Here is a 16174-nt window from a genome sequence, read left to right as displayed (position 1 = left end):
GTAAAGCTCCTCAGCAGTTATGGCTCAAATATTAGATCCTCTACCACCTGAGCAATCGGGGAAAATTCTCTGCTGCTACATTAATGCCACGAGCAAAATACAGGTAGCTCGCATCTCCAATATTCCCAACTGGTACTTTGAAAGAGTTGTTTTCCCTGGACAACGTTTAGTGTTTGAAGCTCCGCTAAAAGGTCAAATGGAGATTCATACAGGGATGATGGCAAGTGCAATTTTATCTGATAAAATTCCGTGCGATCGCTTGATGCTCGACGAATCTAGCACTGATGAGTTTGATACAGACTCATCAGATGGAAAAGACCCTATTAATACCAAACCAATGGTGCAGCAAATTAATACAAAAATCGGAGATACTACAAAACCCTTACAAATGTTGGTTTAGCATCGTTTGATTAAAAAAACAATTTTACTAAATTTAAGGGTTGCTAATTCAGCAGCCCTTTTTGTTTATTATTTATTGTTTATTGGGCACTTGTACTGAGCTTGTCCTGAGCGTAGCCGTTGGCGCAGCCTCTCGTAGAGAAGGGCGACTTGTGCCGAGCGAAGTCGAGGTAAGTCGAGGTAAGCCGTTGGCGCAGCCTCTCCAAGAGTTGTATTGAGCATTGGGGCAGAGGAGAAATACTTACTACAACTTCTCCTCTGCTCCCCAACTCTCAACTACAATCAATCTTATGAATCTGCCTTCATTTCTTTGGTTGTGGAAAATAGCCGCCTGGTCGATGGGGTTGTCCCTGCTGGCATATCTGATGTTAACAGTCACCGGCGTTTGGATGTTTCGGACGAGAACTTCGCAGCAATTCCCTTTTATTACCCCATTTATGGGTGGAAATAGAGAGGTGCGATCGCTCCACTATACAATGGGCATCAGCATGGTAAGTTTAGTGCTGCTATTGCTGGTGATTGGTATTGTTGGCACTTGGGGACACTTTGGTTCTTTAGGGCACTCGTCACACTTAGTTGCTGGATTGATAGTGGTAGCATTAGTTTTACTGTCTGCTTTCAGTGCCACGCAAATTAGTACCAGACGGCCTTGGGCTAGACCCTTACACATCAGCGTAAATATTATCCTGTTTGTCGGATTTGCTTGGGTGTCCCTGACTGGTTGGATTGTAGTCCAAAAGTATTTACCCTAAACCGATTTTAAATTTTAGATTAGGAAGTGGCTTGCATGACAATCTATTGAACCATCAGGGCAATTTAAAGAAAGTGTTTCTCTGGAAGCTCTACTGGCATGGAGAAAATACAAGCATCAACAAGTATTCGTGTTTGTCTTGCCTGAATGCTTGTCAGGTTCCCAGTTAGTATGAATTTAAAGCCAATAATCGTGATTGAGCCGTGACAGCAAACTCAGCCAATACCTCAGCTTCTGTTTTTCGTCTGTCTCCTTTGATTCGGATAACGCTGCTGAGTTTATATATAGCACTCACAGTCCCATTACCCTTCTTATCGCAGGTAACAGCTGCACCCGTACCCCCAGGATTATTGTGGATAGGGATTAGCATCGGCTTAGTTGCCTTGTATGCTGTATTGACTGAACAAGTAATGGTAGATGACCAGGGAATTCAGGTTACTTACCCCGCTTGGGTGCCTCGCTTTTTTCGTAAAGGCTGGTTCTTACCTTGGTCAGAGGTGAAAGAGTTAAAACCCCGCACCACTGGTCAAGGAGGGCTAGTTTATTACTTCCTCAGCCAGGATGGGAAAGCTTATTTATTACCAATGCGTGTAGCCGGATTTGCCCGTTTCGTCCAAATTGTCCAAGCAAAGACAGGCATTGAAACCACAGATGTTCGCCCTTTAGCACAGCCGTGGATGTACTTGATTTTACTGGGATTCACACTACTGCTACTATTGGTCGATGGCTGGGCGATCGCTACAGCCTTAACTACTGCACAATTAACTTAAAATAGGGTATTGGCCATGGGGCACAAGAGGCAGGGGGCAGGGGGCAGGGGGAGAATTAAAATTACCTCTTTGCCCTCTTTCCCCCCACTCTCTGCTCCCTGCTCCCCTGCTCCCCAATCCCCAGTCCCTTTGAATAATGTCACAGCAAAAGCCATACTTAGGCTAGAGCAAGTTAATCTGTTTACAAAGCTGAAAACCCAACTTCCCGGTAATCAGCAGGGATACCCTATATTGCAGGATATTTCCTTAGAAGTATTCCAGGGCGATCGCATTGCCATTGTAGGCCCAGTTGGCGGTGGTAAAACTTCGTTACTGCACCTCCTCAACCGCCTAATTGAACCCACAAATGGTAAACTGTATCTAGAAAATCAAGAATATCGCCAAATTCCTGTCATTCAGCTACGCCAGATGCTTGTACTTGTATTGCAAGAATCCAAGCTGTTGGGGATGACAGTTCAGCAAGCTTTGGCTTATCCTTTAGTTTTGCGTGGTTTGCCCAAACAGACAATTCAGCAACGAGTCAATCACTGGATAGAACAAATGCACATTCCCAGTGAATGGTTAGGGCGAACAGAGGTACAACTTTCTGCTGGACAACGACAACTAATAGCGATCGCTCGTGCCTTAGTCATCCAGCCTAAAATATTATTATTAGACGAGCCAACCTCTGCCCTAGATGCTGGTACAACTTCGCATCTAATGCAAGTCTTAACCCAGTTGAGTCAAACTCATCAAACCACAATTCTGATGGTAAATCACCAGCTGGAACTAGCCCAAATGTTTTGCACTCGGTTATTACACCTGCAACAAGGTCATTTATTCGCAAATCAAAGAGTCTCTGAGATAAACTGGGTTGAATTACGAGAAAGCTTAATTCAAGCAAAAGCTCAAGACGATTTTGGATTTTAAATTTTGGATGAGTCAGGAAACAGGAATCAGGAGTCGTTTTCTTGCTCCCCCTCACCCCAATACCCTGTTTGCCCTGTTTGGCCCATTTACACTTGACTACTACTAAGTGTTGAACGTTGATTACTAAATCTCTCTCTAGCTAACTTTGTTGTTTGTGACTGTGAAATATTGATATTCAAAATTTCCATGTTAAAACGGTATCCTACATTGCGGATAGTTTGAATCAAGTTGGGTTGCCGGGGATCAAGTTCAACCTTTTTCCGTAGCGACAAAACATGAGTATCAATGGTTCGAGGGTTATCGATAGCGTCAGGCCAAGCACGACGCAGCAATTCTGACCTACTCAGAGGCACTCCCCCAGCTTGTGCCAAAACGTACAGCAAACTGAATTCTTGGGGCGTTAAGTCGATGAACTCCCCCTGGAAGCGGACGCGGCGCTGAACTAAATCGATTTGCAAAGTGCCATAATCCAAATAAGCTGGTGCAGTAGGTGTACGCTTGCGGCGAATCAGTGCCTCTACCCGTGCTAAAAACTCTTGCATCCCAAAAGGTTTGCTCAGATAATCATCTGCACCCGCCTTTAAACCTGCGACGATATCACCTTCACTATTACGGGCAGATAGCATTAAAATAAGAGGTTGCTGCTGATGATGCAACCAACGACAAAACTCAATACCGTCACCATCAGGCAGGTCTGCATCCAAGACTACCAGTGTTGGTTGATGGCTTAAAAATACTTCCCTTGCTTGATAAATACTGGCAGCTTGATGCACACGGTATTCCAGTTGTTGCAAGTGCCAACCCAACAACGACCTCAGATGGGGATTCCCCTCAATGATTTCTATACAAACCGAACCCACGGTGGCAAGATCCCTTAGCGTCGATGCCTTTCAAAGTAACAAGCCCATCTCTAAGGTTTTGTAGCCTTTGTTACTTCAATTGCTATTAGCTTTACATTTCCTCATAAAAAGCGTGGCAATATCTTTAATTTATGCCTTGTCAAAAGGCGATTAGAAATATTATTAAATTTTTATTAAGTTTATCGAAAGTGTTGTTAGACTTATCAAAAGTTCTTTTAGCTTAACATTCTGCTTTCAGATGGGTGTAATGTGGCAAATATCTATAACCCAACCAGCTAGCCGTTACTACAACAGCTTTTTAACCTGATGGTGAAAGGAGATTTTTTCGCAAAATTTAGTGCCCACATCCACGAACATAACACCAATATAATTGGGCTGTTAAGTGTGAAAATCAGAAAAATAACTTAGCAGATAACTAGAATCGATGTTTTCTGGAATAGGATTAAAGTAGCTTGTAACTGCTATGAGGGTACTGCCCAAAGTAGATGTGTTGACTTTGAGTTGATGCCAAAGTGAAATTACAGTTCACATTTGAGCGTGAATCATTTACAATTCTCATTCCAAAGAGATTAATACAGCAGTTATGCTCCAAGACACACAAACCATTCGCTATTACCAAAGACTCACCGACGCCTTCGTCGAGTTATGGAATCGCGGTTATCGCACGGATGATATGCGGATGTATTTGGATGGATATCTAGCCGCACTGCGACATGGCAACATCATTGAACCTTTTCTGATTCATCGCTTAGAAGAGGAAGCCAGCCGCTACTTGTACGATGGATCAAATTTTGCAGTGCCGCAACCACAGCCACAGCCCGATTACTACTAAGTACCATTTACCTGGCCATTGATAGTAACCGTTAATTACCGCAGATAATTATAGCATATTATCTGTATTTGTCAATGGGTTGCCGTGGTGTGAGATTTTGGAGATATTGTATTGAGAAAACGTATCCCCTCAGCCCTAAACTTGGTCTTGCCAATTCGACTGAGGGGATTTTTGACTAACCCTGAAATCAATTCCAAGATAGATCAAGTATTTTTGTCAAAAACCTATTAAAAAACCCTTGAAAGGGAAGAGAAATAGTATCTCCCCTTTCAAGGACATTAAAAACGGCACATTGCCTTGATTGCGAAGCGCAAATTCAGCAGCATACCCTCTGGTTTGCGTAAAAAAATATTACGAGGCTAGTGCTACTTCTACCTTTTCCTGCAATTCACCTTTTTGGTACAGTTCAATCAAGATGTCAGAACCGCCAAGGAATTCACCATTGATATACACTTGGGGAATTGTCGGCCAGTTAGAGTATTCTTTAATTCCTTGACGGATTTCAGAATCTGATAGAACATCAACTGTCTCGAAGGGAACTCCCAAGGTATTGAGAATCTGCACAACGTTGTTGGAGAAGCCACATTGGGGCATTAACTTGTTTCCCTTCATGAAAACTAAAATCTTGTTCTGTTGTAGCAAGTTATGAATTTTCTCTTTGAGTTCTGGCGTCATGGTATTTGTGTTTCCTATGTTGCATTCAACGATGACGAGAGAGAAGTTAAAAATTTATAACTCCTAACTCCTAATTTCTAACTCTATGTTTACGAAGCTGGTGTTGCTTGCCAAGCTTCTGGAGTATATGTTTTTACTGCCAAGGCATGAATCGCTTCAGTTGACATAGCTTGCCCCAAAGCACCATAAACTAACTGGTGCTGCTGCACGAGTCCCTTACCTGCAAAGTGCGATGAAACTACTGTTACCTGATAGTGGTCACCGCCACCAGTCAAGTCTTGCACCTGAACCTGGGCGTCTGGCAGTTCCGCCATGATCATTGCCTCAACCTGCTGCGGACTAATCATCGCTATTCCTGAAAAACTTACTTTTCTATTATTAACAGATATAGAACAATTGCCTGTGCCAACTTAAAGTTTTAGCACAGCTGGGGATAAACTGCCTCTGAGGTCGATTTTTGAGAACGTTGGGTCAAAGACTAGGGCAGATAATCCTATCCTAGCACTGGGGCGTTCCAAGGTGCTGCTCAGGGAGAGAAGGATGTGAAAGATCGGGGAGATGAGGAAAAACAGCCAACGCCAATTTAATTTATTTTTTTGGGGGTGGGGAAGATGAACCACTACCTTCTCTGGGATAGGGAGAATCTACAAAACCTAATTCAAACAACTGCTTATAGGCTTTCTTGCCTAAATCTCGCGTCGGATTTTGACTTTTAATTATTTGAATCAACAACGGTACAGCTAATTCTGGCTGATTTTGTGCCCGATGTACCAATGCTAGCTGAAAGGTCGCTTCATCTCGCTTTTGGGCTGTTACTAGAGCTTTTTGACGCTGAGAATCAGAAACTCTATTATCAATTCCCGAAAAGCTAGCGTTTAACTCTTGATAAAAATTAGATAGCTGATTATAAACCTGACGTGCTTCTAGCAGTTTTTTAGCAGCTAAGGGGTAGTTTTGAGCAGAAACGGCTTTTTCTGCCTCTTTCACGAGGCGATCGCCCCCTTCAATGCTCAAAAGGCTGCTACTTTGGGTTATGGGGCGAAGGTTATTGGGATCATTGGGGTCAATGGGTTGTGGTTGGCTGGTAGTGCCTGGTGACTGTGATACCTGAGCATTCACAGGTGATAGCAGGCTGAGGACTGCTATGACTGATAAAACAGTACGGTGCATCAAGGTAACAGCGGCAGCAGTGTTCATGGGATCAATTAGTGCGACAACTATATAAAAAAGTTATGGAAACTTCGGGTATCTTAACTCTGTTTTGGCCTTGGACAAAGCAAAGACACATCCTAAGTATCTCTGATTTAGGACTGAAAATCGGTTTAATAGAGTTCCCATTACCCTTGTATAGTAATTAACTTAAATCGTCGTAATCAGTGATACCAACAGTGGACTGCGTTAACGTATTAATTCCTCTGATTTTCCAATCATCGGTTTACTGGCAAGCAGCTTGGGAGTAGTTTCACAAGGCTGTGACTAAGAGTTGATTTGAGAAAAGAATTTAGACTGCTTCAGCATCTGTCTGACTACCGATTTTCCTCGCCAATAATTGTCTTAGGTTAACTGGGATATTTGGCAGGAGAATCTTCCCAAAGCACTGCTTGAACTAATTCGCGATCGCACCAAACCACTTAAACATGGCGATGTCCCTAGTCCGCGCTTCTCAAAATTTTGTTTTTACCAGTCATGTTTACAAAATCAAGTAAAATCTAAAGACTTTCATTTAACTGTCTGACCAAATAGTAAGAATATTTCTCATCAACCAATTCAGTATGCAGACAATTATTAGCTGTTTGCTCAAAAAAAATGCCAATTTGGCTGAATATCCCGTCAAGAAAGGGTAATCTATATATGTATACATCCTCAAAGGTTGCAAAATACCACTAATCTTTTGTGACTTCTTCAGGATGGATATGCTAAATTTTGAAAACGTACAGTTTCTGAATTATGTACGGTTAATGGTAAAACAATTTTGGATAATGGAATTGACGATAGCATAGCGTAAGCGAGTCTTTTGCCAAGGGGAGACGCCAAGGGCGAACGAGCGTCTTTTGGATTGACGATAATGGAATTGTTCCGCCCACGCTTGGACGGGGCATGAACCAAAAAAAATCTAAAATCTAAAATCTAAAATCGGCACGGTCAATGGTTAAGAGCCAGTCTTGGGACTTTTGACTAGATTAAGAATTAGTAATTTCTGCAAATGCGTGATTAGTAATTTTTGTTTCTTGATGGCTTAATTGTTGCAGTGCCTTTGCTAAATCAGCCGTCATGTTTTTGGCATCTTGTTTTATACAGCCATTCATGTAATCCGCTACTCTGATTGGGGAGCCAATGTGAATACTCACATCTGTACCCCAATTTGGATAAGGTTGGCTGTAATTAATGCCTATAGGTATGATTTTCACTCCCAGCCCGGAATCACTAGATTCAGCACTTAAAGCCAGACGAGCAATTCCCGGCTTCAACTGGTGAACTTGGCCATCACGAAAAATATTACCTTCTGGAAAGATGACCAGGGTTTTTTTCTGTTGAAGTAGCTCAACTCCATGTCGCAGCGTGCGGACTGACGGATGCTTTAAATTTACAGGAAACCCCCCCAAACGTCGGACAAACCAGCCTTGCAAACCTTGGCATTCGTCAATAGTCACCATAAACCGCAGGTCTTGTTCTCTCCGACAATCAGCCGTAGCGTAGGGTACAAGTAATGCATCCCAACGCGCCTGATGGGTAGGCGCGAGGATCACAGGCCCAGTTGTGGGGATATTTTTTTGTCCGGTTATTCTAATTTGCCCAAAGAATAATGGTAATAGGCAGTGACGCCCTAATAAATATGCCAGAGGACTTAACCAAGGAGAAACCCTTGAGGTAGTACCAGCCACCTCAGAATTTGCTGGTAGGCGTTGACAGGTATCGGATGAAGAGTAAAATTCCATGATGACGGATGCAGCTGATTGACGGGTAAAAATTTAACGAAAAATCTGATTAGTTACACCGTAGATTCTCTTGCGTGAGTTGTGTCCTACTAGATGGACAGTTTTACCTCTGTCCGTAGTTTACCCTACGCCGCCTAGTGGCAAACCAAGCCTGTAATTGCTGACGACAAGCTGACTCTAGAATGCCTCCGATTGTTTGGAGACGGTGATTAGAAGCAGCGCTATCGGGTATGTTAATAACTGTACGAATTGCGCCAGTTTTTGTATCGTCTACTCCATATACAAGCAATCCTAGACGTGCTTGCAGAATAGCACCTGCACACATCGGGCAAGGTTCGAGAGTTACATAGAGGGTGCATTCATTAAGATGCCAATTTTTTAAAGTTATTGCAGCTGTCTTGAGAGCGAGAATTTCCGCATGAGCGGTAGGATCTTTGTCGCGCTCTTTTCTGTTTTCTCCTTGTGCCAGCAATTTGCCAGATGGATCAATGATAACAGCACCGACAGGGATTTCACCTGCATTTCCTGCTGCTTTTGCTAATTCTAGAGCATAACTCATCCATTGTTGATGTATAAGATATTCCGTATACTTAGTTAGCATATTCTTATCAATCCGCGATGTGCAACTTAATATTCTGACCTCACTTCCATTCCTCTCTCCGTTGGCGTCAGCCTGCCGTTAGGCAAGCGGAGAGAGGCTTTGAATTTTCCCCCTTCCGTGGTCAGGAAGGGGGAGCAAAACTCCCCTGTGGGCTATGCCTAATGGTAGGCTAACGCCAGGGTCGAGGGGTTGGGGAAGAGGTTCTTTCGAGATTACTGAATTGGTGTTCTAGAAGTCTGGAGCTAAACAATTCAAAATCCAAAATTGCCCGACATAGGATCACTAAGCCAACCGTTGGGGGTTAATTTGATTTCTAAATAGCGGACTGGGCTAAAAGGGGATCGAGTTGACTTTGTGTGTCTAGTTGATAGAGGTCATCGCAGCCGCCAATGTGCTGGTTATTGATAAAAATTTGCGGTACACTACGGCGTCCGTTAGCGCGTTCTGCCATTTTAGCTCTGGCTGCTTCGTCGCCGTCGATTTTATATTCAGTAAAATTTACACCTTTCCACCACAGCAGCATTTTGGCACGAATGCAGTAAGGACAAGTTTGCCATGTATAAAGTTCGACGTTGGCTTTGATTCGCTCTGGATGGCGATTTAAGAGGGGATTAAGAAAGTCCAGCATATTTTCTTAAGCAAGATTTTAACTATATCTCTAGCCTAGATCATTGCTGGCATTGCCTACTGCCTTGGGGCTGGAACCCACTTTTGAAAACTCTCTAAATGATTCCAGTAAGACAAATATCCAGTCAATGCCCAAATTAGAGCGGCTACTATCAGTACTGCTACGCCAATTAACCGCCAAGTTCGGTTGGTTTTCCAATAGAGAGTTGGGGCTGCAAAAATACCACCTAATCCAGTTAAAATAAAGCAGATTCCCGATAAAAGCGGTTGCTTTGTCAAATTCAAGTTGAGGATGCGGATACCCACTACGATCGCAACTAAACCAGCAAAGAAGCCGTAAACTGCTATTGTCAATAAATCCCAACCTTGAGCAAGAGCGATCGCCGCTGCAATAAACAGATTCCAAATAAGACAGTTGTTTCACCGAAGGCAATATTAAAGCTACCGATTACTGGCCACGTGAAGCTCATGTGTAAACCAGTTGTTAAGGCTATAGCCCCAGTAATTCCAAACCCAGGAATCCACTGTCTTTGATTAGAACTATCTATACCACGATACACATAGTCAGCCAGTAGAAATAACCCAGCTACCATATTGATCAACATTAGTGTGATGTAGTCGATAAACACGATTCACCCCTTAATTTGATAAGCTCTTTACTCTGCGCCTCATTTTTGAGTTTTTAGTGAATTCACTAGCTTTTTTATTTATTATTTTATACCTGAAGAGAGATACTGAAGAAAAGCAATATTCTAGATATTCACTGCTACCTAATTTGTGCTACTTCTTATTTTAGTTACTTTTAAACCCGCTTTATACTGGAGTAAGACGGGTGAAAAAGCAGGATGTCCTAAGTGGCACTTTTGTAACCAGTTAGCAGTAAAACTTAACTTTCTTCCACGTGTATCCGCCCTTTGGTAGACTTGAAAACTGAAATAGCTACATAAAACGACGTAAATTCAGGCAGCTGAGAGGGTAGACTCTGTGGAAAATTCACTTGGGTTAGAGATTATTGAAGTAGTAGAGCAAGCCGCGATCGCATCCGCAAAGTGGATGGGTAAAGGCGAAAAAAACATCGCTGACCAAGTAGCTGTGGAAGCTATGCGGGAACGGATGAATAAAATCTATATGCGTGGTCGCATTGTAATTGGGGAAGGCGAACGCGACGACGCGCCCATGCTATACATCGGGGAAGAAGTTGGTATCTGTACCCAACCAAATGCCAGTAGTTTGTGTAACCCTGATGAATTAATCGAAATTGATATCGCCGTTGACCCCTGTGAAGGTACGAACTTGGTAGCTTATGGACAACCTGGTTCGATGGCTGTCTTGGCAATTTCTGAAAAGGGTGGATTATTTGCTGCTCCTGACTTTTACATGAAGAAGTTAGCAGCACCTGCCGCAGCTAAGGGCAAGGTAGACATCAACAAGTCAGCAACAGAAAACCTCAAGATTCTCGCTGAGTGTCTAGATCGCTCGATTGAAGAACTTGTGGTCGTGGTGATGAAGCGCGAACGCCACAACGATTTAATTAAAGAAATCCGTGAGGCTGGAGCGAGAGTCGCCCTAATTTCAGATGGTGATGTGGGTGCAGCCATCAGCTGTGGTTTTGCTGGAACTAATATCCACGCGCTGATGGGTATCGGTGCGGCTCCTGAAGGTGTAATCTCGGCAGCAGCAATGCGTGCTTTGGGCGGACACTTCCAAGGTCAACTGATTTACGATCCAGCAGTCGTAAAAACAGGTCTGATTGGAGAAAGCAGAGAAGCCAATATCGATCGCTTAAAGTCTATGAATATCAATGACCCTGATAAGGTCTATGATGCTCATGAACTGGCATCCGGTAAAACTGTTCTGTTCGCTGCTAGCGGCATTACCGGTGGTAATCTCATGGAAGGTGTACGTTTCTTCAACGGTGGAGCCAGAACTCAAAGCTTGGTAATTTCTAACCAATCGAAAACGGCTCGATTTGTTGATACAATTCACATGTTTGGTGAACCGAAAACTCTCCAACTGAATTAATTTTTAGGGAATGGGGAATGGTCAAAGTAGGGGCGAAGCTTTTGGAAAGAAATCTTTCTATAAAACGGAAAAATAGTCACCCAAATGCTTTACCCTTACAGTAGTTAGTAGTTAGTAGTTAGTGATTATTTGTTGGTTGGAAAAACTATCAACCAATAAACAAAAATCCCCCATTCCCGATTCTCACTCAATACCTTATTCCCAACTACCAACTAGTAACTACGATTTAGCAAATGAATATAGCAGTGGTGGGGTTAAGCCATAAAACAGCCCCAGTAGAAGTCCGGGAAAAACTGAGCATTCCAGAACCACAAATTGAAAGTGCGATCGCTCATCTGGTCAGCTATCCCCATATTGATGAAGTTGCAATTCTTAGCACTTGTAACCGTTTAGAAATCTACATTGTTACCAGTGAAGCAGACCAAGGTATTCGAGAAATAACTCAGTTTCTTGCAGAATACAGCAAATTGCCCGCGCTTTCTCTGCGACGACACCTGTTTATGCTGCTGCATGGTGATGCAGTAATGCATGTCATGCGAGTAGCGGGTGGTTTAGATAGTCTGGTACTTGGAGAAGGTCAAATTCTGGCTCAGGTGAAGACTACTCACAAACTGGGGCAGCAATATAACGGCATAAAAACCATTTTGAATCGATTATTTAAACAAGCGCTGACAGCTGGTAAACGGGTTCGCACTGAAACTAGTATTGGTACTGGCGCTGTCTCTATTAGTTCGGCAGCTGTGGAATTAGCGCAGATAAAAGTGGCAAATTTTGCTGCTTGTCGAGTAGTAATTCTGGGTGCTGGTAAAATGTCGCGGCTGCTCGTGCAACACCTACTTTCTAAAGGTGCTGTGCAAATTAGTATTATAAATCGCTCTCGTGAACGTGCCCAAGAATTAGCGAAGCAGTTCCCTCAACAACCTATCCAAATTCATCCGCTATCGGAAATGATGGCAGTAATTGCCGATAGCGATTTAGTGTTTACAAGTACTTCGGCAACAGAACCGATACTTGACCGGGCCAAATTGGAAATGGTTTTAGAAGTTCAGCGCTCTCTAATGTTATTTGATATTTCTGTGCCGCGTAATGTTCATGTGGATGTGAATGAACTGCCAAATGTGCAGGCGTTTAATGTGGATGATTTGAAGGCAGTAGTAGCACAAAACTACGAAAGCCGTCGCAAGATTGCACAGGAAGCAGAGCGACTTTTAGAGGAAGAAGTGGAAGCCTTTGATATTTGGTGGCGTTCTCTGGAAACTGTTACCACTATTAGCTGTCTGCGGAATAAAGTCGAAACCATCCGTGAACAAGAATTAGAAAAAGCTTTGTCGAGATTAGGTTCCGAATTCGCTGAAAAACATCAAGAAGTGATCGAAGCATTAACACGGGGAATTGTCAATAAAATTTTACATGACCCGATGGTGCAATTGCGATCGCAGCAAGATGTTGAAGCTAGACGGCACTGTATGCAAACTCTGCAAATGCTGTTCAACCTGGATGCAGGGGAGCAGTTTAGTTAAACTGAACAACAAAATCCCCGACAACTTTTACGAAGTCGGGGATCTAAACTTTTTAATTAGATATACTTCTAATTAGATAGATGTCTAATTAGAAGTTAGTTATGCAACCAGAGCAATTTAACATCTTATTGCGCTTTTTCAAGGCATTAGCAGACGATAGTCGTTTGAAGATTGTAGGTATTTTGGCGAATCAGGAGTGCAGCGTCGAAGAATTGGCGGTGCTACTGCAACTCAAGGAACCGACAGTATCCCATCATTTAGCGAAACTTAAGGAGCTAAATTTGGTGACAATGCGCCCTGAGGGTAATAGCCGCCTGTACCAGTTGGATAGCGAGGCTTTGCAAAGCATTAGCAAGGAAATTTTCACACCTGAGAAAATAGCATCTTTGATTGAGGATGTGGATACTCAGGCTTGGGAAAGCAAAGTATTGAAAAACTATTTTGAGGGCGAATGTCTTAAAGAAATCCCCGCTAGCCGCAAAAAGCGTCTAGTTATTCTCAAGTGGTTAGCAAACCAGTTTGAAGTGCGAGTAAACTACCCTGAACGCCTGGTAAATGACATTCTCAAACGCTACCATCCTGATTGCGCCACCCTCCGACGAGAGTTGATTGCTTCCCAGTTAATGCAACGAGAGAATGGGGTTTATTGGCGGACAACATAGATATGAAAGATGTTTCACAAGAGTTGTTCTGGGTTAATTCCCCGTTCTTGCAGTCGTGTCAATAAATCTTGATATCGTTGGCGTTCTTCCTCCAGTTGTTGGAGAGCTATTTCTTTGGCTTGACGTTCTTGTTCAGCACTTTTTTGAGATTGTTATTTGCCTAAATAAGCTTCCAGAACTTTTGGATTAGTTTGAATTTCTGCTGGCGTCCCGTCAGCCAAATTCTGCCCTTCGGCAAGCACCCAAACGCGATCGCACAAGGACATAATCACATCCATATTGTGTTCAATAATCAAAAACGTCATGCCGTCTTGGCGATTCCAAGTGATAATGCGATCGCAAATATCATCAATCAGTCTCGGATTCACCCCAGCAGCTGGTTCATCCAACAAAATTAATTTGGGATTAGTCATCAGCGCCCGTCCCATTTCCAGCAGCTTGCGTTGTCCACCAGACAAGCCACCAGCATAATCGTGTGCTTTTTTTGCCAAGCCCACTGATTCTAACAGGAACATTGCCCGCTCTTGGAGTTGCTTTTCTTCCTTTGCGACGATGTGTGGCTGCAACTGTACTAGCCAAAAATTTTCACCCGTTTGTTTTTGCGCCGCCAGCAGCATATTTTCTAACACTGACAACCGCGAAAGAGTTCGTGCTACCTGAAAAGTGCGGATTACTCCCTGCTGGGCGATTTGATATGGTTGCAAATTGTGAATAGGTTCGCCGTCAAAAATCACTCGTCCCTTATCTGGGCGAATGAAGTTTGAGAGTAAGTTAAATAAGGTAGTTTTACCAGCACCATTGGGGCCAATCAAGCCTGTGATGCTGCCTTTGGCAACTTCGATTTTCGCCTCATTAACTGCTTTAATACCACCAAAGCTTTTAGAAAGTCCAGTGGCTACCAAAAGGGGAAGTGAGGATGACTGGTTATTTACCAAGAGTGAGTTCCTCCTTTTTCCCTAAGATACCTTGAGGTCGCCAAATCATCAATACCATCAAAATTAGTCCGATTACCATGATCCGAAATGCACCCAAACGGGCTTCATCAAGGGGAACAATTTTGGGTAATACTTCCCGCGTCAGCGCATCGTAAGCAAAGAAAATTACCGCCCCTAAGATTGTGCCAACATTATTCCCAGAACCACCTAAAATCACCATTATCCAAGTGTCAAAGGTAATCTGCGGTTGGAAATTATCAGGGTAAATCGCGCCCAGCTGCCAAGCGAAAAAAGCACCAGCGATACCCGCGATCGCACCCCCTAACATTAATGATTGTAATTTATACCAAAAGACATTTTTTCCCAGTGCTTTGGGAATTTCTTCATCTTCACGGATGGCTTTGAGAATTCTACCCCAAGGCGATCGCACCAAAATTTCTAACCGCCAGTATACAAATGCTAAAACCAACAGCAGCACCAGCATTAAACCCGCTTTTGGGTTGTAATTATACAGTCCGATCACCCCAGAAATATAAATTGCTGCCGCCAAAACTGCTAATACAATTCCCACACCCAAGCGCGACGCCAATTCTTCCTTACTAGTCATCCTTTGGCCTAAATCAGTAGTCCGAGACATCTGGGTGATGCGAATCCATCGCCATAACGTAAAAAAAGTTACAGCAGCTAGCAGGGTTAATAACCCAATCATCACAAATCTGACAAACAAATTCGGCTCTGTGGATAAGGGTATGCGATAACTTTGCACACCAAACGCCCCAGAAATCCAGGTGTCACCCACAGGTAAATCCTGATTATTTACCACCAAACGAATTAGTTCGCCCGTACCGATGGTGACAATTGCTAGATAATCTTCCCGTAAGCGTAGAGTTGCAAAACCAATTACTAAACCCAGCAAGGCGGCGACAATTGCCCCAGCTACTGCCGATATCAGTAGGGGGACGCCCTTCAAGCTTAACAATATGGTTGTATATGATCCCAGAGTCATGAAAGCAATATGACCAAAGTTAATTAGCCCGGTAAAGCCCCATTGCAAATTGAGTCCTAGTGCGAATAGAGCGAAAAGTGCTGTAGAAATTGCTAAGAAAATAAGATATTCAACCATGTTTAGGAGTGGGGAGGTGGCAGTTAGGAATTTCTAACAAATAAATTATCCAATCTTCTAGAGTGGGCATCTGGCACCTGCTCAATCTCCCGCCAAGAAATAAATTTCACAGGCTTTTAGCTTAAGTCCACTAAAGTGGACTGCCATCGATACCAACCATTAATCGAGTTTAGTCCTCTTGAGAGGACTTAAGCTATTAACCATAGGTTTCTAACCTATGGCGGTTTTTGCGACTGATGTAATATCTCAACTTAGGAGTCAAAAGTCGAGAATCAGGAGACAAGAGTTAGAAGTCAAGGCTCAACTTTCAGGTTCAAAGGCTCAACTTTCGAGTTCAAAGGCTCAACTTTCGGGTTCAAAGGCTCAACTTTCGAGTTCAAAGGCTCAACTTTCGAGTTCAAAGGCTCAACTTTCGAGTTCAAAGGCTCAACTTTCGAGTTCAAAGGCTGAACGTTCAAGTTCAAAGGCTGAACGTTCAAGTTCAAAGGCTGAACGTTCAAGTTCAAAGGCTGAACGTTCAAGTTCAAAGGCTGAACGTTCAAGTTCAAAGGC

Annotated in this window: 16 protein-coding genes and 2 pseudogenes; 8 read left to right on the top strand and 10 right to left on the bottom strand. The window is 43.1% G+C overall.

Annotated elements, in window-relative coordinates:
- Positions 1-19 precede the first annotated feature (19 nt).
- From V7K49_RS06000 to V7K49_RS05985, 4 genes and pseudogenes are all read left to right on the top strand, one after another.
- Positions 20-414: pseudogene (locus V7K49_RS06000) on the top strand (DUF1830 domain-containing protein).
- 275 nt (positions 415-689) lie between these two features.
- Positions 690-1151: a DUF4079 domain-containing protein gene (locus tag V7K49_RS05995; RefSeq protein ID WP_334874053.1), complete on the top strand. Its 462-nt coding sequence runs from the start codon at positions 690-692 to the stop codon at positions 1149-1151.
- A 202-nt stretch (positions 1152-1353) separates the two neighbouring features.
- Positions 1354-1920, top strand: a complete 567-nt coding sequence (locus V7K49_RS05990; protein WP_335204872.1) for a hypothetical protein — start codon at positions 1354-1356, stop codon at positions 1918-1920.
- A gap of 129 nt (positions 1921-2049) precedes the next feature.
- Positions 2050-2829: an ABC transporter ATP-binding protein gene (locus V7K49_RS05985; protein WP_335204871.1), complete on the top strand. Its 780-nt coding sequence runs from the start codon at positions 2050-2052 to the stop codon at positions 2827-2829.
- Between the two features lie 86 nt (positions 2830-2915).
- Here V7K49_RS05985 and V7K49_RS05980 read toward each other — a convergent pair whose 3' ends face one another.
- Entirely contained in the window at positions 2916-3689 is a 774-nt protein-coding gene (locus V7K49_RS05980; RefSeq protein WP_334874058.1) for a response regulator transcription factor, read from the bottom strand.
- A 583-nt stretch (positions 3690-4272) separates the two neighbouring features.
- Here V7K49_RS05980 and V7K49_RS05975 point away from each other — a divergent pair.
- Complete coding sequence (locus V7K49_RS05975; protein WP_334824605.1) at positions 4273-4521, top strand: DUF6761 family protein; 249 nt, start codon at positions 4273-4275, stop codon at positions 4519-4521.
- 351 nt (positions 4522-4872) lie between these two features.
- On the opposite strand, the gene grxD is transcribed toward V7K49_RS05975, so the two are convergent.
- The 7 genes and pseudogenes from grxD to V7K49_RS05940 all read right to left on the bottom strand — a co-directional run bounded on the left by grxD (position 4873) and on the right by V7K49_RS05940 (position 9989).
- The gene (grxD, locus tag V7K49_RS05970) at positions 4873-5196 is read right to left on the bottom strand and encodes a Grx4 family monothiol glutaredoxin (RefSeq protein WP_334874060.1); all 324 of its coding nucleotides are present in this window, start codon (positions 5194-5196) and stop codon (positions 4873-4875) included.
- Positions 5197-5285: 89 nt separating this feature from the next.
- Positions 5286-5543, bottom strand: coding sequence for a BolA family protein (locus tag V7K49_RS05965; protein ID WP_334874062.1), 258 nt, complete (start codon positions 5541-5543; stop codon positions 5286-5288).
- 241 nt (positions 5544-5784) lie between these two features.
- The gene (locus tag V7K49_RS05960; protein ID WP_334874064.1) at positions 5785-6393 is read right to left on the bottom strand and encodes a hypothetical protein; all 609 of its coding nucleotides are present in this window, start codon (positions 6391-6393) and stop codon (positions 5785-5787) included.
- A 983-nt stretch (positions 6394-7376) separates the two neighbouring features.
- Positions 7377-8132, bottom strand: coding sequence for a lysophospholipid acyltransferase family protein (locus V7K49_RS05955; RefSeq protein WP_335204870.1), 756 nt, complete (start codon positions 8130-8132; stop codon positions 7377-7379).
- Between the two features lie 103 nt (positions 8133-8235).
- A complete protein-coding gene (tadA, locus tag V7K49_RS05950) occupies positions 8236-8733 on the bottom strand; it encodes a tRNA adenosine(34) deaminase TadA (protein ID WP_335204869.1) in 498 nt (165 codons plus the stop codon).
- A gap of 313 nt (positions 8734-9046) precedes the next feature.
- Positions 9047-9361, bottom strand: a complete 315-nt coding sequence (grxC, locus tag V7K49_RS05945; protein WP_334874068.1) for a glutaredoxin 3 — start codon at positions 9359-9361, stop codon at positions 9047-9049.
- A 56-nt stretch (positions 9362-9417) separates the two neighbouring features.
- A pseudogene (locus V7K49_RS05940) lies at positions 9418-9989 on the bottom strand (DUF981 family protein).
- A 355-nt stretch (positions 9990-10344) separates the two neighbouring features.
- On the opposite strand from V7K49_RS05940, the gene glpX reads away from it, so the two are divergent.
- The 3 genes from glpX to V7K49_RS05925 all read left to right on the top strand — a co-directional run bounded on the left by glpX (position 10345) and on the right by V7K49_RS05925 (position 13564).
- Positions 10345-11382 (top strand): class II fructose-bisphosphatase, encoded by a 1038-nt coding sequence (gene glpX, locus V7K49_RS05935; protein WP_334874072.1) that lies wholly within the window; start codon positions 10345-10347, stop codon positions 11380-11382.
- Between the two features lie 233 nt (positions 11383-11615).
- Entirely contained in the window at positions 11616-12902 is a 1287-nt protein-coding gene (locus V7K49_RS05930) for a glutamyl-tRNA reductase (protein WP_334874074.1), read from the top strand.
- Positions 12903-13003: 101 nt separating this feature from the next.
- Positions 13004-13564 (top strand): DUF2087 domain-containing protein, encoded by a 561-nt coding sequence (locus tag V7K49_RS05925; protein ID WP_335069559.1) that lies wholly within the window; start codon positions 13004-13006, stop codon positions 13562-13564.
- A 152-nt stretch (positions 13565-13716) separates the two neighbouring features.
- Here V7K49_RS05925 and V7K49_RS05920 read toward each other — a convergent pair whose 3' ends face one another.
- Positions 13717-14499, bottom strand: a complete 783-nt coding sequence (locus V7K49_RS05920; RefSeq protein WP_273763773.1) for an ABC transporter ATP-binding protein — start codon at positions 14497-14499, stop codon at positions 13717-13719.
- Positions 14489-15622: a branched-chain amino acid ABC transporter permease gene (locus tag V7K49_RS05915; protein WP_335204868.1), complete on the bottom strand. Its 1134-nt coding sequence runs from the start codon at positions 15620-15622 to the stop codon at positions 14489-14491. Before V7K49_RS05915 ends, V7K49_RS05920 begins: the two co-directional genes overlap by 11 nt.
- Between the last annotated feature and the right edge of the window lie 552 nt (positions 15623-16174).

The organism is Nostoc sp., assembly GCF_036919675.1.
Taxonomy (GTDB): domain Bacteria; phylum Cyanobacteriota; class Cyanobacteriia; order Cyanobacteriales; family Nostocaceae; genus Nostoc.
The sequence above is the reverse complement of the archived record's forward strand: the minus strand, read 5'-3'. Positions and strand labels throughout refer to the sequence as shown.